The 20,215-nt window shown below is 63.8% G+C and carries 20 protein-coding genes; 16 read left to right on the plus strand and 4 right to left on the minus strand.

From position 1 onward, the window contains the following. The first annotated feature begins 356 nt into the window (after positions 1 to 356). The 5 genes from rnm to rluB all read left to right on the plus strand — a co-directional run bounded on the left by rnm (position 357) and on the right by rluB (position 4,457). Positions 357 to 1,238: an RNase RNM gene (gene rnm / locus ACZ9IL_RS02880; protein WP_476002146.1), complete on the plus strand. Its 882-nt coding sequence runs from the start codon at positions 357 to 359 to the stop codon at positions 1,236 to 1,238. A gap of 134 nt (positions 1,239 to 1,372) precedes the next feature. Further along, positions 1,373 to 1,993, plus strand: coding sequence for an L-threonylcarbamoyladenylate synthase (locus tag ACZ9IL_RS02885; RefSeq protein WP_476002147.1), 621 nt, complete (start codon positions 1,373 to 1,375; stop codon positions 1,991 to 1,993). After that, positions 1,986 to 2,870 (plus strand): segregation and condensation protein A, encoded by an 885-nt coding sequence (locus tag ACZ9IL_RS02890; RefSeq protein ID WP_476002148.1) that lies wholly within the window; start codon positions 1,986 to 1,988, stop codon positions 2,868 to 2,870. Before ACZ9IL_RS02885 ends, ACZ9IL_RS02890 begins: the two co-directional genes overlap by 8 nt. Then, the gene (scpB, locus tag ACZ9IL_RS02895; RefSeq protein WP_476002150.1) at positions 2,854 to 3,438 is read left to right on the plus strand and encodes an SMC-Scp complex subunit ScpB; all 585 of its coding nucleotides are present in this window, start codon (positions 2,854 to 2,856) and stop codon (positions 3,436 to 3,438) included. Before ACZ9IL_RS02890 ends, scpB begins: the two co-directional genes overlap by 17 nt. A 95-nt stretch (positions 3,439 to 3,533) precedes the next feature. Then, positions 3,534 to 4,457, plus strand: a complete 924-nt coding sequence (gene rluB, locus ACZ9IL_RS02900; RefSeq protein ID WP_476002151.1) for a 23S rRNA pseudouridine(2605) synthase RluB — start codon at positions 3,534 to 3,536, stop codon at positions 4,455 to 4,457. Positions 4,458 to 4,526: 69 nt separating this feature from the next. On the opposite strand, the gene ACZ9IL_RS02905 is transcribed toward rluB, so the two are convergent. Continuing rightward, positions 4,527 to 5,042, minus strand: coding sequence for a winged helix DNA-binding protein (locus ACZ9IL_RS02905; RefSeq protein ID WP_427256579.1), 516 nt, complete (start codon positions 5,040 to 5,042; stop codon positions 4,527 to 4,529). Positions 5,043 to 5,175: 133 nt separating this feature from the next. Between ACZ9IL_RS02905 and pxpB the strand changes: the two genes are divergently transcribed. The 8 genes from pxpB (at position 5,176) to ACZ9IL_RS02945 (ending at position 11,471) form a co-directional block, all read left to right on the plus strand. Beyond that, complete coding sequence (gene pxpB / locus ACZ9IL_RS02910; RefSeq protein ID WP_476002152.1) at positions 5,176 to 5,847, plus strand: 5-oxoprolinase subunit PxpB; 672 nt, start codon at positions 5,176 to 5,178, stop codon at positions 5,845 to 5,847. After that, positions 5,841 to 6,773: a 5-oxoprolinase subunit C family protein gene (locus ACZ9IL_RS02915; RefSeq protein ID WP_476002153.1), complete on the plus strand. Its 933-nt coding sequence runs from the start codon at positions 5,841 to 5,843 to the stop codon at positions 6,771 to 6,773. Before pxpB ends, ACZ9IL_RS02915 begins: the two co-directional genes overlap by 7 nt. Then, the gene (gene pxpA / locus ACZ9IL_RS02920) at positions 6,757 to 7,500 is read left to right on the plus strand and encodes a 5-oxoprolinase subunit PxpA (RefSeq protein WP_476002154.1); all 744 of its coding nucleotides are present in this window, start codon (positions 6,757 to 6,759) and stop codon (positions 7,498 to 7,500) included. Before ACZ9IL_RS02915 ends, pxpA begins: the two co-directional genes overlap by 17 nt. Before the next feature lie 54 nt (positions 7,501 to 7,554). Continuing rightward, positions 7,555 to 8,295 carry a DUF969 domain-containing protein gene (locus tag ACZ9IL_RS02925; RefSeq protein ID WP_476002155.1) on the plus strand — a complete coding sequence of 247 codons (741 nt, stop codon included), beginning with the start codon at positions 7,555 to 7,557 and terminating at the stop codon, positions 8,293 to 8,295. Next, complete coding sequence (locus ACZ9IL_RS02930; RefSeq protein ID WP_476002156.1) at positions 8,292 to 9,281, plus strand: DUF979 domain-containing protein; 990 nt, start codon at positions 8,292 to 8,294, stop codon at positions 9,279 to 9,281. The genes ACZ9IL_RS02925 and ACZ9IL_RS02930 overlap by 4 nt, the downstream gene beginning before the upstream one ends. A 118-nt stretch (positions 9,282 to 9,399) precedes the next feature. Continuing rightward, positions 9,400 to 10,050, plus strand: a complete 651-nt coding sequence (pcp, locus tag ACZ9IL_RS02935) for a pyroglutamyl-peptidase I (protein ID WP_476002157.1) — start codon at positions 9,400 to 9,402, stop codon at positions 10,048 to 10,050. A gap of 68 nt (positions 10,051 to 10,118) precedes the next feature. Then, positions 10,119 to 10,991, plus strand: a complete 873-nt coding sequence (gene tesB, locus ACZ9IL_RS02940) for an acyl-CoA thioesterase II (protein ID WP_476002158.1) — start codon at positions 10,119 to 10,121, stop codon at positions 10,989 to 10,991. Between the two features lie 120 nt (positions 10,992 to 11,111). Beyond that, positions 11,112 to 11,471 (plus strand): glyoxalase superfamily protein, encoded by a 360-nt coding sequence (locus tag ACZ9IL_RS02945; protein WP_476002159.1) that lies wholly within the window; start codon positions 11,112 to 11,114, stop codon positions 11,469 to 11,471. A 59-nt stretch (positions 11,472 to 11,530) separates the two neighbouring features. Here the strand turns inward: ACZ9IL_RS02945 and ACZ9IL_RS02950 are convergent, their stop codons facing one another. From ACZ9IL_RS02950 to ACZ9IL_RS02960, 3 genes are all read right to left on the minus strand, one after another. Beyond that, positions 11,531 to 12,712: a dicarboxylate/amino acid:cation symporter gene (locus tag ACZ9IL_RS02950; protein WP_476002160.1), complete on the minus strand. Its 1,182-nt coding sequence runs from the start codon at positions 12,710 to 12,712 to the stop codon at positions 11,531 to 11,533. Positions 12,713 to 12,907: 195 nt separating this feature from the next. Continuing rightward, positions 12,908 to 13,486: a class I SAM-dependent methyltransferase gene (locus tag ACZ9IL_RS02955; RefSeq protein ID WP_476002161.1), complete on the minus strand. Its 579-nt coding sequence runs from the start codon at positions 13,484 to 13,486 to the stop codon at positions 12,908 to 12,910. A gap of 159 nt (positions 13,487 to 13,645) precedes the next feature. Next, positions 13,646 to 14,287 carry a TetR family transcriptional regulator gene (locus ACZ9IL_RS02960; protein WP_476002162.1) on the minus strand — a complete coding sequence of 214 codons (642 nt, stop codon included), beginning with the start codon at positions 14,285 to 14,287 and terminating at the stop codon, positions 13,646 to 13,648. 162 nt (positions 14,288 to 14,449) lie between these two features. Here ACZ9IL_RS02960 and ACZ9IL_RS02965 point away from each other — a divergent pair, with 162 nt between their 5' ends. From ACZ9IL_RS02965 to ACZ9IL_RS02975, 3 genes are read left to right on the plus strand one after another with little or no spacing between them, the layout of a single operon-like run. Beyond that, entirely contained in the window at positions 14,450 to 15,640 is a 1,191-nt protein-coding gene (locus ACZ9IL_RS02965) for an efflux RND transporter periplasmic adaptor subunit (protein ID WP_476002163.1), read from the plus strand. Positions 15,641 to 15,658: 18 nt separating this feature from the next. After that, positions 15,659 to 18,808: an efflux RND transporter permease subunit gene (locus ACZ9IL_RS02970; protein ID WP_476002164.1), complete on the plus strand. Its 3,150-nt coding sequence runs from the start codon at positions 15,659 to 15,661 to the stop codon at positions 18,806 to 18,808. Beyond that, the gene (locus ACZ9IL_RS02975; RefSeq protein ID WP_476002165.1) at positions 18,801 to 20,207 is read left to right on the plus strand and encodes an efflux transporter outer membrane subunit; all 1,407 of its coding nucleotides are present in this window, start codon (positions 18,801 to 18,803) and stop codon (positions 20,205 to 20,207) included. The genes ACZ9IL_RS02970 and ACZ9IL_RS02975 overlap by 8 nt, the downstream gene beginning before the upstream one ends. Positions 20,208 to 20,215 lie beyond the last annotated feature (8 nt).

The raw sequence follows: 20,215 nt of genomic DNA on the forward strand, positions 1-20,215 counted from the left end.
TTCACCACTTCAGCGAGTTCGCCATCGCCACGTCTGGGTGCTTGTCTGAATTCTCGGTTTCATCAGATGTCCATTTGCCGGATAATAAAAAAGCCCGCTGGGGTCAGCGGGCTTTTTCTCTGTGTTCTTAATTTGCTGTCAGATTACAGGTACAGCAACGACCACACGCCCGCATGTCAGGGAATGTGCCACCACCAGTTCTGGTTCAGGGTGATTGTCGTTTGCATGATAGAATCCTGTAACGTTCTGTTTGCAGTTGAAGTGTCTACAGAAAACGATAAAGCTGCGGCCAAGTCAAGTCGCTTTTTTGCCTTCTTTTTTCCAAAGTGGCCTGTTGATGAGAGCGAAATAAGCCGATGAGATTCGATCTTCACTGTCATACCACCGCCTCCGACGGGGTGCTGGCACCCCGGGATCTGGTGCGTCGCGCCGCCGAGAAAGGGGTCGAAGTGTTAGCGGTCACTGACCACGACACCCTCGCCGGGCTTGATGAGATCCGTGCAACGATCGACGCCGAGCAACTGCCGCTGCGACTGGTGAGCGGGGTCGAGATCTCCACCGGTTGGGAGCATCACGAGATCCACATAGTGGCGCTGGGGGTGGATGAGCAAAATCCTGCGCTCACCGCTTTCCTCGCCGCCCAATTGGCCCGCCGCGAGGCGCGGGCCGAGGAAATAGGGCGCCGTCTGGAGAAGTGCCAGCTGCCCGGCACCTATGAAGAGGCCAAGGCACTGGCCGGTGATGCCGCCGTGACCCGCGCCCATTTTGCCCGGGTGCTGGTGGCGCGCGGGGTGGCCGACAACATGCAAAAGGTGTTCAAGAAGTACCTGAGTCGGGGCAACAAGGGCTATGTGCCCGCCGAGTGGCTCGAGATGTCGGTAGCTATCGAGGCCATTCACGGCGCAGGCGGGTTGGCGGTGCTGGCCCACCCCAGTCGCTACGGCCTCACCGCCAAGTGGATCAAGCGGTTGCTGGTGGCCTTCAAGGCCGCCGGTGGCGATGCCATGGAGGTCTCCCTGCCCCAGCAGAGCCCTCAGGAGCGTGCCAATCTCGGCCAGTGGGCCAAGGAGCACGATCTCTACATCTCGGTGGGATCGGACTTTCACTTTCCCTCCAGCTGGACCGAGCTCGGCCGCCACCTCTGGCTGCCCAAGGAGGGGATGCCGCTCTGGCTGGGCTACCCAGGCCACTTCGGCCTCAGCCCCGAGCAGCATGCCAGCCTGCTGGCCGCCCGTTGAGGATGACGTCGGCCGTGAGGGTTGGCCTTTGGTGCGAGCGAGTCTGCACCAAACAGGTTAAGGTAGTGTCATGGGCCACAGGGTCCGTGACCATGAAGCGGGCAGTCATCTTGCCCCTATTGTGAGAGCAGCATATGAGTCAGCATTTTTACGTACATCCGGATAATCCCCAGATCCGTCTCATCGGCCAGGCCGTGCAGATCCTGAAAAACGGCGGCGTCATCGTCTATCCCACCGACTCTGGCTATGCGCTGGGCTGCCAGATGGGCAACAAGGATGCGCTGGAGCGTATCTGCCGCATCCGCCGCATCGAGCCAAACCACGATTTCACCCTGGTGTGCCGGGATCTCTCCGAGATCGCCACCTATGCCAAGGTGGACAACAGCGCGTTTCGGCTGATCAAGAGCAACACCCCGGGTGCCTACACCTTCATCTTCAAGGCGACCAAGGAAGTGCCGCGCCGGCTGATGAACGAGAAGAAGAAGACCATCGGCATCCGGGTGCCGGCCAACAACATCGCCCTCGCATTGCTGGAGGAGCTCGGCGAGCCGCTGCTCTCCACCACCCTGATCCTGCCGGGTTCCGAGATGGCGGAATTCGACCCCGAAGAGATCTTCGACAAGCTCGGCAAGCAGCTGGATCTGGTGGTCAACGGTGGCTATCTGGGCGAGCAGCCCACCACAGTGGTGGACTTCTCCGACGACGAGCCGGTGCTGCGTCGTCGCGGCGCAGGGGATCCCACGCCGTTTGAATAAGGCGGTAGATGCGGTGCCCGCCGAGGCGACGGTGGCGGGCATTGCGGGGGAGGCGAGCCTCCCCCTGCCCATCGCCAAGGTCCTGGGGCAGCCCTATCATGAGCTGCCCCAGGACTTGTTTATTCCGCCGGATGCGCTGGAGGTGTTTCTCGACACTTTCGAGGGGCCGCTCGATCTGCTGCTCTACCTCATCCGTCGCCAGCAGCTGGATATCCTGAACCTGCCGATCCTGCAGATCACCGCCCAGTACATGGAGTACGTGGAGCTGATGCAGGGTCTCAATCTGGAGCTGGCGGCCGAATACCTGCTGATGGCGGCCTGGCTCGCGGAGATCAAATCCCGTCTGCTGCTGCCCAAGGCACCGGAGTTTGACGATGACGAGGAGGGGGAAGATCCCCGCGTCACCCTGATCCGCCGCTTGCAGGAATACGAGCGCTACAAGACCGGTGCCGAGCGGCTCAACGCGCTGCCACGGCTGGAGCGGGAGATCTTTGTCGCCAGTGCCTTGCCACCGGATTTTGGCGATCTCAAGCCATTGACTCCCGATGTTTCGCTGGTTGAGCTCGCCCTTTACATGCAAAGTGTGGTAAAACGCGCGACTCATTTCGAACATCACCAGATCCGCCGTGAGCAGATCCCGACCCGGGTGCGCATGGCGGAGATCCTCGCGCTGCTCTCCTTGGGCCAGACCCTGCGGCTGGATCAGGTGCTCAAGGCAGAAGAGGGACGCATGGGGGTGCTTGTGACGTTTCTGGCCCTGCTGGAGCTGTGCAAGGAGTCCCTTATCTGGATCCTGCAGGCAGAGCCCCTCGGGCCCATCCATTTTGCCTTGGCCAGCCAGCCGGAAGAGGAGGCGTATCGTGGCGCTGCCCACTGAACGGCTGAAGACATTGATCGAGGCGGCCCTGTTTGTGGCGGGTCGCCCGCTGACGGTGAGCGATCTCAAGGCCGGCGTGCTGGCGGATTACCCCGTCACCAGCCGCTATGTCCAACTGCTGCTGGCGGAGCTCAAGCAGGAGTACAGCGAGCGGGGGGTGGAGCTCAAGGAGGTCGCCTCCGGCTGGCGCTTCCAGGCCCGCCAGGAGTATGCGGAAGAGCTCTCCCGGCTGTGGAGCGAGCGGGCGCCGCGTTATTCGCGGGCGGTGATGGAGACGCTGGGCCTCATCGCCTATCGTCAGCCCATCACCCGGGCCGAGATTGAAGCCATTCGCGGGGTGGCGGTATCGAGCCAGATCGTCAATACCCTCAAGGAGCGTGGCTGGGTGCGCAGCATAGGCCACAAGGAGGTGGTGGGGCGCCCCGAGCTGCTCGCCACCACCCGGGAATTTCTGGATTATTTCAATCTGCAGAGTCTGGAGCAGCTCCCCGAGCTGGATCCCGAACTGCAGCAACCCTTGTCAGGTTTCCTGGGCGAGGGCAGTGACGGTCAGTTTGTACCGTCCTGAGTAGCAAAGCGGTGGTGGCGCCTTCAAGGCGCCACCACAGGAGTCACAGTTGCCCGCGTCATGAGCGGGCAGCGATCAACAATCAGGTAAACCCGATGAGTGAAAAACTGCAAAAAGTGTTGGCCCGCGCGGGTCAAGGCTCCCGTCGTGAGATGGAGGCCCTGATCACCGCAGGTCGGGTCAGTGTGGATGGCAAGGCCGCTACGCTGGGGGATCGCGTCGAAGCAAACGCCGTGATCCGGGTGGATGGCCACCAGATCAAGACCCGTGCGGCTGAAGAGCAGATCTGCCGCGTGCTGGCGTATCACAAGCCCGAAGGGGAGATGTGTACCCGTCACGATCCGGAAGGTCGTCCTACCGTGTTTGATCGTCTGCCCAAGATGGACGGTGCCCGCTGGATTGCGGTCGGTCGTCTCGACGTCAACACCTCCGGCCTGCTGCTGTTCACCACCGACGGCGAGCTGGCCAACCGCCTGATGCACCCGAGCCACGAAGTGGAGCGGGAATACGCGGTGCGGGTGTTTGGCGAGATCACCGAAGCCATGCTGCAACGCCTGCGCAAGGGCGTGCAGCTCGAAGACGGCGTTGCCAAGTTCAACAAGATCAAGCCGGCCGGCGGTGAAGGCCTGAACCAGTGGTTCAACGTCACCCTGACCGAGGGTCGCAACCGTGAAGTGCGCCGCCTGTGGGAATCCCAGGAAGTGCAGGTGAGCCGCCTGATGCGGATCCGTTACGGCGACGTGACCCTGGATCGCGGCATCCCCCGCGGTGGCTGGAAAGAGCTCAAGCTGCCGGAGGTGAACTACCTGCGCGGTCTGGTCCACATGAACTACGAGACCGAATCCAAGGTCGATCTGCAGCAGGATGGCAAGACCACCCGCCACAAGCAGGCTGCCCAGATCCGCCGCGCCGTCAAGCGCCACAAGGATATGCAGGGCATGGAGCCGCGCGCGCGCAGCACCACCGCCCGTCGCAAGCCGACCTCCTCGACCCGCAACTCGGGTACCGGCAGCAAGTAATTCCTGCCACGGCCTTGAAAGAGCCTGCCCCGCAAGGGGCCGGCTCTTTTTTTATTGGGGCCCCGGCAGCTACAGAGAGGCGGCGGCGCGAGACGCCTGATCATAGAGGCTGGCAAACAGCCGCAACTGCTGTGCTATCTCCGCCGCCGAGGCGTTCGCCCCGGCCAGCCCGCTCTCCACTATCACCTGGATCAGGCACTGCTCGCGGATCTCGCTGTATTGGCGGCACAGGGTGGCCCCGGCCGGCGTGGTGCTGAAATGCACCTCCTTGCCCACCTTGGTGCGCGCCGCATAGCCCAGGGTCACCAGCTTCTTCAGGGCATAGGTGGCGACATGGGTGTCCTCGATGTTGAGCACGAAGCAGATATCGGCCAGCCGCTTGGGGCGATCCCGGTGGTTGATGTGGTGGATGAGCAGCACCTCCAGCGCGGTCAGCCCCTTCTCCCCGGCGGCCCCCATGCAGCGCACGACCCAGCGGTGGAACGAGTTGTTGAGCACGGTCAGGCCGAACTCCAGCTCCGAGAGCGCGGGGGCCTGGGCCGATACGAGGTGGGCCGATGAGACGATGGAGGGGGGCTTGGTCATGGAGACTCCTTTCCTGATGAGATGCCGGAGACACGGCTTGCGTTCCCTACGATGGCTTATTGTAGATAAATTATCGATGTTTTGTTGATATGTTTGTTGTATGTTAATGCTATGTTTCGTTGTCGGAGGCTGTATGGGATCGAGTGAGTGTCGCCTCTACCCGCTGGGAGAGCGGGCCCTGGTGCTGGAGACGGATCTGGGGGCCGATCTGATCGGTCAGCGACGAGTCTGGTGGCTGGCGGATCGACTGCGCGAGGGAGAAGAGGGCGAGCCGTTGGCGGAGATAGTGCCGGGGATGAACAACCTGACTCTGGTGTTCGATCCCGAGGTGACTAGCCTTGCCCGTCTCGAGCGGCGGCTGACCGAGCTGTGGCACCAGGGCGAGGAGCTCGACTACCACCCGCGGGAGCGGGAGATCCCGGTGCATTACGGTGGCGAATGGGGGCCCGATCTGGAGGAGGCCGCCCGGCATTGTGGCCTGACGCCGGCCGAGCTGGTGGCACGCCACAGCGGCGGCGATTACCGGGTCTACTTCCTCGGTTTTCAGCCCGGTTTCGCCTATCTGGGCGGGCTGGCAGCGGGGCTGGCGGTGCCACGGCGCAGTGAGCCCAGGCTGAAGGTTCTCGCCGGCAGCGTCGGCATAGGTGGGACCCAGACCGGCATCTATCCGGCGGCCAGCCCCGGCGGCTGGCAGCTCATCGGCCGCACGGATCTGGCGCTGTTCGACCCGGCTCGTGACGAGCCCTCCTATTTGCTACCGGGGGACAGGGTGCGCTTCGTTCCCCAGGGAGGCTCTCCATGCTAGCGGTCATTCGTCCCGGGCTCCAGAGCACGGTCCAGGATCTCGGCCGCCCCGGTGTGCGCCATCTCGGTATCGCCCTGGGGGGCGCCCTTGACAGGGAGGCGCTGATCCTGGCGAACCGACTGGTGGGCAATCCCGCCGGGGCGGCGGGGATAGAGCTGGTGCTGGGGGCGGCCGAGTTCTGCCTCCTGCGCGATGGCTGGCTGGCGCTGACCGGTGCCGACTGCGGCGCCACCCTGGATGGTGAGGCTGTCTGGCACGGTTGGCGCTGGCGGATGCGCCGCGGCCAGCGTTTGCGGTTGTCGGCCCCCCGCCATGGCATGCGCACCTACCTCGCCCTGGATGGCGGCGTGGCGGTCCCCCCGGTGATGGGGTCGCGCGCCACCGAGTTGCAGGCCGCCTTCGGCGGTCATCGGGGCCGGGCCTTGCAAGCCGGGGATCGCCTGCCCCTGGGGGCGCCGCTGGTTCATGACGGCACCCTGGGCGCTTGGCTACGCGAGTCCGACGCCTGCCTGCGGGTCTTGCCTGGCCCTGAATTTGACGAGTTCGAGCCCGCCGCCGTGGCGGCGCTCTGGCAGGGGGAGTGGCGGCTCAGTCCCGCCAGCAACCGGATGGGGGCCCGCCTAGATGGACCAACGTTGGTCCGCAGTCGCGGACCGGAGCTGGCCTCCCACGGGGTCCTGCCCGGCGTCATCCAGGTGCCCCCCGGTGGTCAGCCCATCGTACTGCTGGCCGATGCCCAGACCACGGGAGGTTATCCGCGCATCGGCTGCGTCATCGAGGCCGATCTTTGGAAGCTGGCCCAGTTGCGGCCGGGAGCGCGGCTGCGCTTCTCCCCCGTGACGCGGGAGCAAGCCCTGGCGGCGCGGCACGAATGGCAACGGCACCTCAATCGTTTTGAATGGATGGCTTATGAACAGACAGATTGATCTCAACGCCGACGTGGGCGAGGGCTGTGATTCGGATGCCGCGCTGCTGGCGTTTGTCAGCTCGGCCAACATCGCCTGTGGCTGGCACGCCGGGGATGCGTCCCTGATGGGCGAGACGGTCCGGCTGGCCCTGGCCAGAGGGGTGGCCATCGGCGCTCATCCCAGCTTCCCGGATCGGGAGCACTTCGGACGGGCGCCCATGGTACGAGAGCCGGCGAAGGTCTATGCCGACGTGCTCTATCAGGTGGGGGCCCTGGCCGCGCTGGCCAAGGCGGCCGGGGGCCGGCTGGCCCATGTCAAACCCCATGGCGCGCTTTACAACCAGGCCGCCCGGGACGGGGCCCTGGCCGATGCCATCGCCAGCGCGATCGCCAGCCTGGATCCCTCCCTCAAGCTGATGGGGCTGGCGGGCAGCGAGCTGATCGCCGCCGCCCGGCGCCATGGCTTGACCCCCATCGAAGAAGTCTTTGCCGATCGCGCCTATCTGGCCGACGGCTCCCTGGCGCCGCGGGACCAGCCTGGCGCCGTCATCGAGGACGAGGCCAGGGCGCTGAGCCAGACCCTGCGTCTGGTGAGCAGGGGGGAAGTGGAGACTCTGGATGGGACCCTTTTGGCGCTGGATCCCCAGAGCATCTGCCTGCACGGAGATGGCGCCCATGCCGTCGCCTTTGCGAGGCGCCTGCACGAGGCCTTGGTTTCGAATGGCATATCGATAAGGCCTCATTGAAGAGGTCAATTTCACGCCACCGCGGTGGCATTCACATGGAATGGAGAGGATTGCATGGATGGAAGTCTGTTATTGCCACTGATCGGGATCCCCGTGGTGGTGGTGGGGTTCGCGCTCAGGTTCAACCCGCTGCTGGTGGTGACGGCGGCGGGGCTGGCGACCGGTCTGGCAACCGGCATGTCCCTGACCGGGCTGCTGGAGACCTTCGGTGAGAAGTTTCTCAACAGTCGGCAACTGGCCACCCTGATCCTGATCCTGCCGGTGATCGGCCTGCTGGAGCGCTATGGCCTCAAGGAGCGGGCACAGAGCTGGATCGCCGGCATCCGCAAAGCCACCTCGGCCCGCATCCTGATGCTCTATTTCGTGTTGCGCCAGGGCACGGCCATGCTGGGGTTGCTGAGCCTGGGGGGCCATGCCCAGACGGTGCGCCCGTTGATCGCCCCCATGACGGAGGGCGCCGCGGTGCATCGTCATGGTGACTTGCCGAAACACATTCGCGACAAGATCCGGGCCCATGCCGCCGCCTGTGACAACGTGGCGGTCTTCTTCGGTGAAGACATCTTCCTCGCCTTCGGCGCCGTCTTGCTGATGAGTGCCTTCCTCCAGGAGAACGGCATCACCCAGGTCGAGCCCCTCTACATCGGCTTGTGGGGCATACCGACTGCCCTGTGCGCGCTGCTCATCCACATGGGGCGCCTGCTCAGACTGGATGCCAGCATCGCCCGCGACGTGGCCGCCTGGCAGTCGGGCGAACAGGCCAGGGCCAATGGCCAAGCCGTGCTGGAGCGTGCATGATGAACAGCCTGATCACCATCAACGATATCTATTACCTCATCGGTCTCATCGTCATGCTGCAGGTCGGCATGACCCTCTCGGACAGGCATAACCCCAAGCGGTATACGACGGCCCTGTTCTGGTTCTGCTTCGGCGCCATCTTCCTGTTCGGCGACCTGCTGGTCAGCCAGCTCGGCAGCCAGATTGCCTACCGGATAGTGGGAGGGCTGGTGATCCTGATCGCCCTGCTGGCCGGGACGGGTCAGCTGGCGATGGGGCGTTACTCCCAGCGCAGCGATGCCGAGCGACAAGGATCGGCGGCCAAGCTGGGCAACCGTCTGTTCCTGCCCGCCGTCATGATCCCGGTGGCGACCGTACTCAGCACCCTGCTGCTGGGACATGCCACCCTGGGGGATCACTTCGTGCTGGATCAGAAGAACATCACCCTGACCTCGTTGGCCATCGGCACCCTGGCGGCCCTGCTGCTGGGCTGGAAGCTGACCGGCGGCACTCCCCTGCAGGCGGTGCGGGAGTCGAGACGGCTGGTGGATTCCATCGGTTGGGCCGCGATCCTGCCGCAGATGCTCGCCATGCTGGGAGGGGTCTTCGTGGTCGCCCAGACGGGGGAGTCGGTGAAGGAGGTGGTGAATCTGTTTGTCACCCCCGACAACCTGTTCCTGATGGTGACCATCTACTGCGTGGGCATGGCGCTGTTCACCATGATCATGGGCAACGCCTTCGCAGCCTTCCCGGTGATGACGGCGGGCATCGCCATTCCCTTCCTCATCATGGGAGCCCACGGCAACCCCGCCGCCGTCGTCGCCATCGGCATGCTGTCGGGTTATTGCGGCACCCTGATGACCCCCATGGGGGCGAACTACAACATAGTGCCCGCCGCCCTGCTCGAGTTGGACAACAAGTATCAGGTCATCCTGGTGCAGATCCCCACCGCGATCCTGATGCTTGGTTGCAACATCCTGCTGATGTACTTCCTGGCGTTTCGTTGATGGATCATGACGAGGGCCGACCATCCTGGTCTGTCCTCGTCTCTCCCGCCGTCATGCATCGGCGGCCTCGGCGCCCCGTTCGGCCGCATACCGGGCAACACAGAAGGATATGGCAATAATGAAGACCATTTTACTGACCGGTTTCGAACCCTTCGGCGGCGAGCCGCTCAACCCCTCCTGGGAGGCGGTCAGGCAGCTCGATGGCCAGCGCCACGGCGATCATCTGATCCGGGCGGTGCAACTGAGCTGCGCCTTCGGCCAGGCCCTGACCGAACTCAGGGCCGAGTTGGCGCGTCACCGCCCCGTGCTGGTGCTGGCAGTGGGCCAGGCGGGAGGGCGCAGCGAGCTCAGCCTGGAGCGGGTGGCCATCAACCTGGATGACGCCCGTATCCCGGACAACGCCGGGGCACAACCCATCGACAGCCCCATAGTGGCAGAGGGGCCCGCCGCCTATTTCACCACCCTGCCCATCAAGGCCATGGTGGCGGCACTGCGTGAGGCAGGCTTGCCCGCCGCCGTCTCCCACAGCGCCGGCACCTATGTCTGCAACCACCTCTTCTACGGTCTGATGCACGAGATAGCGCAGGATGGATTGAGCTGTCGGGGCGGTTTCCTGCACATTCCCTATCTGCCCGAGCAGGCGGCGCGCCAGCCGGCGGGCACCCCTTCGATGGGCCTGCCCCAGATAGTGCAAGGAGTGGGGATAGCCCTCGACGCGGCGCTGTGCCACGAGCGGGATCTGGTGGTCACCGGCGGGACGACCCACTGAGGGACGGCAATGGTTGCCTCGGCCCTGTCTCCTTGTTAGCCTTTCCCGCACTGATACAGGAGAGACGAATGAGCAAGGTACTGGATGAGCTGCTGGCGTTGCTGGCACTGGAGAAGATCGAGGAGGGCCTGTTTCGGGGCCAGAGCCAGGATCTCGGATTGCGATCCGTGTTTGGCGGACAGGTGATGGGGCAGGCCTTGTCAGCCGCCAAGCAGACGGTCGCCGGCGATCGTCAGGTGCACAGTTTCCACTCCTACTTCCTGCGTCCGGGAGATGCCAACAAGCCCATCGTCTACGACGTGGAGAACATCCGCGATGGCCAGACCGTCTCCACCCGCCGGGTCAAGGCCATCCAGGGCGGCAAGCCCATCTTCTACCTCAACGCCTCCTTCCAGATCGAGGCCGAGGGGTTTGAGCACCAGGCGCAGATGCCTGCGGACATCACCCCGCCCGAGCAGCTCAAGAGCGAGTTGGAGCTGGTGCGTCCCTACGAGCAACTGATCCCGCCAGCCCTGCGCGACAAGATCCTGTGCGAGAAGCCGCTCGAGATCCGGCCGGTGACCCTGGTCGACCCGATCCGTCCCGACGTGCACGAGCCGCTGCGTTACACCTGGTTCAAGGCCAACGGCCAGATGCCCGATGATCAGCGGGTGCATAAATACCTGCTGGCCTACGCCTCTGACTTCCACTTCCTGTTCGCCGCCCTGCAGCCCCACGGCGTCTCCTACTGGGAGCCGGACATGCAGGTGGCGACCATCGATCACTCCATGTGGTTCCACCGTGACTTCCGGCTCGACGACTGGCTGCTCTACGTGGTGGACAGCCCGAGCGCCAGCGGTGGCCGTGGTCTGGTGCGCGGCCAGTTCTTCACCCGTGACGGCGTGCTGGTGGCCAGCACGGTGCAGGAGGGAGTGATCCGCCGCCGGGGTGCAGGGGCATGAATGCGCCAGTGGGCAGACTGGGGAGCGCGAGCTGATGCTCGTGCCCATTGTGCACCGCCGCGATGAGACCAAGCTTTGGGGCTTCTCCCTCGACGACTCAGGTGGCAGAGAGGGGACCTCATGATCATCCCCATTCTGCGCAGCTTCGATGAGGCCAAATTACGGGGTTTCTACCTCGACTACCTCGGCTTTGGCATCGACTGGCAGCACCGATTCGGCCCGGACATGCCCCTCTATCTGCAGATCTCCCGAGGGGACTGGGTTATCCACCTGTCGGAGCATCACGGGGATGCCTGTCCGGGGGCGGCCCTGCGGTTGTCGACCACGGAGCTCGATGCGCTGTTTGCCGAGTGGCAGGGGCGCGGTTACCCCAACGCCAGGCCTGCCATCGAGACCATGCCCTGGGGTTGCCGCGAGGTGACGATCACCGATCCCTTCGGCAACCGCCTCATCTTCACCGAGCCGCTGGCCGCCGAATAGGCGTTGATTGCCGCATAAAAAAACGGGAGCCAGTGGCTCCCGTTTTTCATGGGCGGCGTTTAGGCCGCATCCTGCTCCACGGCCGGGAGGCTGGTGTCGCTACCCTTGGCGAAGTGATCGGCCCAGAGGGCGATGACACCGTCACCGGTGACGTTGCAGGCGGTGCCGAAGCTGTCTTGCGCCAGGTAGAGCGCGATCATCAGGGCGATGGAGGCGTCACCGAAACCGAGCATGGAGGTGAGCAGGCCCAGTGCAGACATCACCGCACCACCGGGTGCGCCAGGGGCTGCGATCATCACTACGCCCAGCATCATGATGAAGGGGAAGATCTCGAGCAGGCTGGGAATGGCCAGGTGCTCGGAGAGGAACATGACGGCGGTGGCACAGGTCACCAGGGTGATGGTGGAGCCGGAGAGGTGAATGGTGGCGCACAGGGGCACGGTGAAGTTGGCGATGGCATCGCTCACGCCGTTGTTCTTGCTGGCCTTGAGGGCGACCGGGATGGTGGCGGCGCTGGACATGGTGCCGATGGCGGTGAAGTAGGCCGGCAGCATGTTTTTGATGAGGGTGGCCGGAGAACGACCCAGCGCCAGACCGGTGCCGACGAACAGCACACTCAGCCAGAGCCAGTGCATGAGGATGGCCATTACCAGCACCACGCCGAAGGTCTTCAGGGTGGTGAAGACGGTGCCTTCCACCGTCATCTCGACGAAGACGCCGGCGATGTAGAACGGCAGCAGCGGGATGATCACCTTGGCCAGCAGCAGATCGATGATGTCGCGACCCTGATCGGCCACGCTGCGCAGATCCCGCGCCCCGGTGGCGGAGATGCCGATGCCGAACACGAAGGCGGCGGCCAGGGCCGACATCACCCCGAACAGCGGTGGGATTTCCATGGTGATGTAGGAGGCGAGCTTGGCGCCTTCCTGGCTGGTCAGGGTAGCTTCACTGGTCAGCATCGGGATGAGCTGGCTGGCCACCAGGAAGGCCAGGGTGCCGGCCACCAGGGTGGAGCCATAGGCGAGGGCAACGGTATTGCCCAGCAGTCGGCCGGAGTTCTTCGGCAGGCTGGCGATGCCGCTGGCGATGAAGAACAGGATGATGAGCGGGATGGTGAAGCTGATCAGCTGACCGATAACGGTCTTGGCGGTGAACAGCACGCGTGCGACCCATTCCGGGGCGTAGAGGCCTAACAGCAGACCGGCGAGGATGCCGGCAATCAGTTTCAGGACAAGTTTCATGTGATGTTCCAGGTGTTGTTGTCGGTCTTGTTATTTAATCTTGATTATATTGCTGCTTTTTAACACGACAGCCGCATTTTGTCTGCTTGATGCTGGTTAACTTGGAGTTAAATTTTGTTAAATGTGATCGCGCCGACGTATATCGCCAGCGGAAAAGGGACGGGCAAAAATGATGATTAATTGTACGGCGTGGGTTCAGGGAAGGCGGATCAGCAGGGCATGCAGCCAGCGGCCATTGACCCCGTCCTCGGCGCACCAGACTCTCTGCAACTCGAACGGAAGCGGCGCCATGAGCGCCCTGAGCCCGGCCTCGTCGAGCCAGACGCGCAGCGGGTAGTCGCCCTCGGGTGAACAGGTTCCGGTGACCGGAGCGTCATCGAGGTGGGGAAAGGAGCAGTAGAACGGCGCGCCGGGCTTGAGCAGGCTGGCGAGGTGAGTCAGCACGGGGGCGAGTTCCTGCTCGTGCAGGCAGGGCAGGGAGGCACTGGCCCAGATGCCGTCGAAGGGCACGACGCTGTGCATCTGCTCGAAACGGCAGATCCGCACCGGCTGGCCGCACAGGCGCGAGGCGGCGCTGGCCTGGGTCCGGCTGGCATCGAAGGCAGTCACCACGTATCCCAGCTCGCGGAAAGAGTGCAGGTCCTCCCCCGCGCCGCAACCGGCCTCCAGCAGGTGGGCCCCCGTGCGCAGCCGGGCCAGGAAGGGGCCATGGGCCTCGCCGGTGAGGGCCACACGGGCGGGCTGGTGGTCGGGGAAGGGGGCAGAAGCTGGCATGGGTCATCTCGAAAGCGGGTCGGGTGAGGGTCGCTATCCTAGCAAATATTGTCGCCCTATTGATCGTCGATCCTGGTCTGTGTCAGGCCGGGATCCCATGGCATGCCGGCTTGATGGCTCTGAAGGGCGCAGAGGACCAGGAAACTGACCCGTTTCACCTCAGCTGCGCCGCACCGCCGGGCCCTGCGGTTGGGCGATGAGGGCGAACAGGGTGTCGAGCAGGAAGTCGGCATCCCGAATGAGGTTGATGCGCTCCGGGAAGTGCAGCCAGTTGATGATGTAGCCATCCAGAGTGCAGTGCATCAGGGTCGCGCCCCTGCGCAGATCGAGGTCCGCCGGCAACTGGCCGAGGCGCACCGCATTGGCCAGGGTGAGCTCCAGATCCTGAAAAAAATTGAGGGACTGGGCGCGCATGTGCTCGCGCAGAGCGCTGGCTTCCCCTTCCAGCGACTCCAGATTGAACATGATGGTGAACATCTGCTGATGGGCGGGTTCGAGGCTTATCTTGAACATCACGTCTTTGAGGAAGACTCGCAGCTTGCCGAGGGGATCCGGCTCCTGTTCATCGACACAGGCGTCGAGCTGATGGGAGAGGGGGGAGCAGAGCTCCTCCCACAGGGAGATAAACAGCTCTTCCTTGTTCTTGAAATGCCAGTAGATGGCACCCCGGGTCAGCTCGGCGGCGTTGGCAATATCGGTCAGGCTGGTCTTGGCCAACCCCTGTTGGCAGAACAGATTCAGGGCCGTGCTCATGATGTGGCAGCGGGTCTGCTGCGCTTCTTCTTTGGTTCGTCTGGCCATCGGATCCATTCCTGTCTAAAAGGGGAAAAAGTTTCTTACATACATTTATGAATGTATGTATATTGCCTCATCTTTACGCTTTTACCAACAGGGACCCTATAAACCCTGTGGTTTTATTGACTTTTTTGTTTGAAACATTTGAAACAGAGGCTTAGAAATCTCATGCATAAACATATTCTCGCACGTTCAGTGGGTCTTGCCCTGCTGGCAAGCGGTCTGCTGTCCGGCTGTGGCGACAAGGGAGAAGCCCAGCAGGCCATGGGGGAGATGCCCCCTGCCGCCGTGGACGTGGTGACCCTCCATACCGCACCGCTACAACTCATGTCCGAACTCACCGGTCGCACCGCTCCCCTGCGCGTCGCCGAGGTGCGTCCCCAGGTCAATGGCATCATCCTCAAGCGTTTGTTCACCGAGGGCTCCGACGTCAAGGCCGGTCAGCTGTTGTACCAGATCGATCCCGCCGTCTATCAGGCCGCCGTCGCCAGTGCCAAGGCGAACCTCGCCAAGGCCGAAGCCAACGAGCGCAGTGCCCGCCTCAAGGCCCAGCGTTATGCCGAGCTGGTGAAGGTCAAGGCCATCAGCCGTCAGGAATATGACGATGCCGACGCCGCCTGGAAGCAGCAGGTCGCCGAGATAGGGGCCGCCAAGGCCGCCTTGCAGAGTGCCAACATCAACCTGGCCTATACCCGCATCACCGCTCCCATCAGTGGCCGCATCGGCAAGTCTGCGGTGACCGAGGGTGCCCTGGTGACCGCCCAGCAAGCCGCCAGCCTCACCACCATCTCCCAGCTCGATCCCATGTATGTGGATGTGCGCCAGTCCACCGCCGATCTGCTGCGCCTCAAGCGCCAGGTTGCCGCCGGCAAGCTGACCCAGGGGCAGCAGGATGGCGCCAAGGTCAGCTTCCAGCTGGAAGATGGCAGCCAGTACGGCCAGCAAGGTGCGTTGCAGTTCTCCGATGTGACCGTGGACGAGAGCACCGGCATGGTGACCCTGCGGGTGATAGTGCCGAACCCGGATCGGCTGCTGCTGCCCGGCATGTTCATGCGCGCGACCCTGCAAGAGGGTGAGCGCCCCGAGGGGCTGCTAGTGCCGCAAACCGCCGTGACCCGGACCCCGAACGGCGGCGCCACCGTCATGGTGGTGACCGCGGACAACAAGGTCGAGCTGCGCAACGTGCAACTCAGCCGCGTCGTTGGCGACAGCTGGGTGGTGGAGTCCGGCCTCAATGCCGGCGAGAAGGTGATCGTTGCCGGTCTGCAGAAGGTCAAACCCGGTGCCCAGGTCGCGCCCGCTGAACGCAAGAGCGACAGCGCCGCCACCAATGCCCAGCAGACCCCGGCCAACAAGTAAGGATGGAGTAGTCGCCTCATGGCACGTTTTTTCATAGACAGACCCATTTTCGCCTGGGTGATTGCCCTGGTGATCATGCTGGCCGGGACCATGGCGATCATCGGCTTGCCGGTGGCCCAGTACCCGACCATAGCCCCGCCCGCCGTTGGCATCTCCGCCAGCTACCCGGGCGCCTCCGCTAAAACCGTGGAAGATTCGGTGACCCAGATCATCGAGCAGAACATGACCGGGCTGGATCACCTGCTCTACATGTCGGCTCAGTCCGATTCTTCCGGCAACGTCAGCGTGACCCTCACCTTCCAGCCGGGGACCGATCCCGACATCGCCCAGGTGCAGGTGCAAAACAAGCTGCAGCAGGCGATGTCGCTCTTGCCGCAAGAAGTACAGCAGCAGGGGATCCGGGTCCAGAAGACCTCCAGCAGCTTCCTGATGGTGGCCGCCTTCATCTCCAGCGATGGCAGCATGACCAACGATGACCTCGCCGACTACGTGGTGAGCAACATCAAAGAGCCCCTGAGCCGTCTGGACGGGGTGGGTGACATCACCCTGTTCGGCAGCCAGTACTCCATGCGTATCTGGCTGGATCCGCACAAGCTCAACCGGGTGCAGATGACCCCAGGTGACATTCAGGCCGCCATCAAGGCGCAGAATACCCAGGTGGCGTTCGGCAAGCTGGGGGGCACCCCGGCGGTGAGCGATCAGCAATTTACCGCCACCATCATGGGGCAGACCCGTCTCTCCACCCCGGAGGAGTTCAACAACATCCTGCTGCGGGTGAATCAGGACGGCTCCAAGGTGCTGCTCAAGGACGTGGCGCGGGTCGAGCTCGCCGGCGAAAGCTACGACGCCTCGGCACTCTACAACGGCCAGGCCACCGCGGCGCTCGCCATCAAGCTGGCGACCGGGGCCAACGCCCTCAACACCGCCGACGAGGTGCGCACCAAGCTGGGTGAACTCTCCGAGTACTTCCCGGCCAACATGAAGATCGTCTATCCCTACGACACCACGCCGTTCGTGAAGATCTCCATCGAGGAGGTGGTGCAGACCCTGGTGGAGGCCATCTTCCTGGTGTTCTGCGTCATGTATCTGTTCTTGCAGAACTTCCGGGCGACCCTGATCCCGACCATCGCAGTGCCCGTGGTGCTGCTCGGCACCTTCGGTGTCATGGCGGCGTTCGGCTTCTCCATCAACACCCTGACCATGTTCGGCCTGGTGCTGGCCATCGGCTTGCTGGTGGATGACGCCATCGTGGTGGTGGAGAACGTGGAGCGACTGATGAGCGAGGAGGGACTCTCCCCGCTGGAAGCGACCCGCAAGTCGATGACCCAGATCACCGGCGCCCTGGTGGGGATCGCCCTGGTGCTGTCGGCGGTGTTCGTGCCCATGGCCTTCTTCGGCGGCTCGACCGGTGCCATCTATCGCCAGTTCTCCCTGACCATCGTCTCGGCCATGGTGCTGTCGGTGCTGGTGGCCCTGATCCTGACCCCGGCCCTCTGCGCCACCTTGCTCAAACCCATCAAGCAGGGCGATCACGGTATCCAGCGCGGCTTCTTTGGCTGGTTCAACCGCTTCTTCGACACCAACGCCAACCGTTACCAGAACGGCGTGCGCAAGGTGATCAAGCAGGGTACCCGTTACAGCCTCATCTACGTCGCCATGCTGGCGGTACTGGCCGTGCTGTTCATGCGACTGCCCACCTCCTTCCTGCCGGAAGAGGATCAGGGGGTCATCATGTCCATGGTGCAACTGCCGGTCGGTGCGACCAAGGAGCGTACCGAAGTGGTGTTGGCGCAGATGCGCGACTACTTCCTCGAGAACGAGAAGGACAACGTCGACTCCGTACTGACGGTGGCGGGCTTCAGCTTCGCCGGTAGCGGCCAGAACAGCGGCATGGCCTTCATCAAGCTGAAGGACTGGAGCGAGCGCCAGGGCGAGGAGCGCAGTGCCAACGCCATCATCGGCCGCGCCATGGGGTATCTGTTCAGCATCAAGGAGGCGCAAGTCTTCGCCTTCAACTTGCCTCCGATCCCGGAGCTCGGCACCGCGACCGGTTTCGACTTCTTCTTGCAAGATCGCGGCGGTCTGGGCCACGAGAAGCTGATGGCGGCTCGTAACCAGCTGCTCGGCATGGCGGCGCAGGATCCCAACCTGGTGCGGGTACGCCCGAACGGGATGGAAGACACGCCCCAGCTCGACATCAAGATCGACTACGAGAAGGCGCTGGCGCAGGGGCTCTCCATCAGCGACATCAACAACACCCTGTCGGCGGCCTGGGGCTCGTCCTATGTGAACGACTTCGTCGATCGCAGCCGGGTCAAGAAGGTCTACCTGCAGGCGGATGCCCAGTTCCGGATGAACCCGGAAGATCTCAAGCTGTGGTATGTGCGCAACAACGCGGGTCAGATGGTGCCCTTCTCCGCCTTCGCCAGTACCGACTGGAGCTTCGGCTCGCCGCGGCTCGAGCGCTACAACGGCGTCTCCGCCATGGAGATCGTCGGTGAGGCGGCCCCCGGCAAGAGTACCGGTGACGCCATGGCGGCCATCGAGCAGATGGTGAAGCAACTGCCGGAAGGGGTGGGCATCGAGTGGACCGGTCTCTCCTTCCAGGAGCGGCAGGCGGGTTCCCAGGCGCCGGCGCTGTACGCCATCTCCTTACTGGTGGTGTTCCTCTGTCTGGCTGCGCTCTATGAGAGCTGGAGCATTCCGTTCTCGGTCATGCTGGTGGTGCCGCTCGGGGTGCTGGGTGCCATCCTGGCGGCGACCATGCGAGGCCTGGAGAACGACGTCTACTTCCAGGTGGGCCTGCTCACCACCATAGGGCTCTCTGCCAAGAACGCGATCCTGATCGTCGAATTTGCCAAGGAGCTCTATGACAAGGGCATGGGGCTGGGAGAGGCCGTGATCGAGGCGGCGCGTCTGCGTCTGCGTCCGATCCTGATGACCTCCCTTGCCTTCATCCTCGGTGTGCTGCCGCTGGTGGTCAGCTCCGGCGCCGGAGCCAGCAGCCGTAACGCCATCGGGACCGGCGTGATGGGGGGGATGATCAGTGCGACCGTGCTGGCCATCTTCTTCGTGCCGCTGTTCTTCGTGCTGGTGATGCGTTACTTCACCAAGCACCAGACCCCCGAAGAGCGCGTGGCCCATGCCAAGGAGATCAAACATGACTAAGACTCTGGTCGCCTTGAGTGTGACCCTGCTGCTGGGGGCCTGCTCCATGGCCCCCGACTACCAGCGCCCCGAGTTGCCGCAAGGCGCCTCCTGGCAGGATAATCTGAGTGAGACCCAGGGGGAGATGGCCCCCTGGCACCAGCAGTTCCTCGATCCGGCCCTGCAGAAGCTGATCGGGACTGCGCTGGACAACAACCGGGATCTGCGGATCGCGGCGCTCAATGTCGAGGCCTATGAGGCCAGATACCGGATCCAGCGGGCGGCTCAACTGCCGACCCTGGCTGCCAGCGGCACCGGCACTCGCCAGCAGGGATCCGACGATCTCAGCGCCACGGGGCAGGGCAGGATCAGCAGCCAGTACGGTGCCGACATCGGCATCACCGCTTACGAGCTGGACCTGTTTGGTCGGATCCAGAGCCTGAAAGATCAGGCGCTGGAGAACTACCTGGCGCAAGTCGAGACCCAGCGCAGCACCCAGATCGCGCTGGTCGCCTCGGTAGCCAATGCCTACTTCACCCTGCTGGCGGATCAGGAGTTGCTGGCGCTGAGCCAGGCGACCCTGGCCACCGAGCAGGAGAGCTACGCCCTGACCCAGCACAAATACCGGCTGGGCGCCGCCTCCGAGATGGAGCTGGCACAGGGGCGCACCGCGCTCGAGAATGCCAGGGTCAGCCAGGCGCAATACCAGCGCCAGGTGAAACAGGACAGAAATGGTCTGGCCCTGCTGCTCGGTACCGAAGTGCCCGTGCTCGACGGCCAACCGGCAACCCTGGCCGAGGTGCAACTGGCGGCCATCCCGGTGGGTGCACCCTCCAGCCTGCTGCAACAGCGGCCGGACATCCTGGCGGCGGAGCACAGCCTGAAGGCGGCCAACGCCAACATAGGCGCGGCCCGCGCCGCCTTCTTCCCGACCATCTCGCTCACCGCGACGGCGGGCACCGCCAGCAACCAGCTGAGCGGGCTGTTTGACGGTGGCACCGGCACCTGGACCTTCATGCCCCAGATCAACCTGCCCATCTTCGACGGTGGCAAGCGGGTGGCGGATCTGGACGTGGCGGAAGTGGGCACCAAGCAGGCGGTGGCGAGCTACGAGAAGAGCATCCAAACCGCCTTCAAGGAGGTCGCCGATACCCTCGGCGCCCAGGCCGATTATCAGCAACAGCTGCAGGCCCAGCAGGATCTGGTGGATGCCAACCAGACCTACTTCAAGCTGGCGGAGTTCCGTTATGAGCAGGGGGTGGACAGCTACCTGACGAGACTGGATGCCCAGCGCTCCCTGTTCAGCGCGAGGCAGGGGCTGATCAGCACCCGTCTGGCCCAGCTCAGCAACCAGGTCGCGCTCTACAAGGCGGTCGGTGGCGGCTGGCAGGCCCCCAAGGAAGCCCCATCGCAGGGCTAGCCTCTCTC

Source organism: Aeromonas sp. TECH754 (assembly GCF_056279295.1).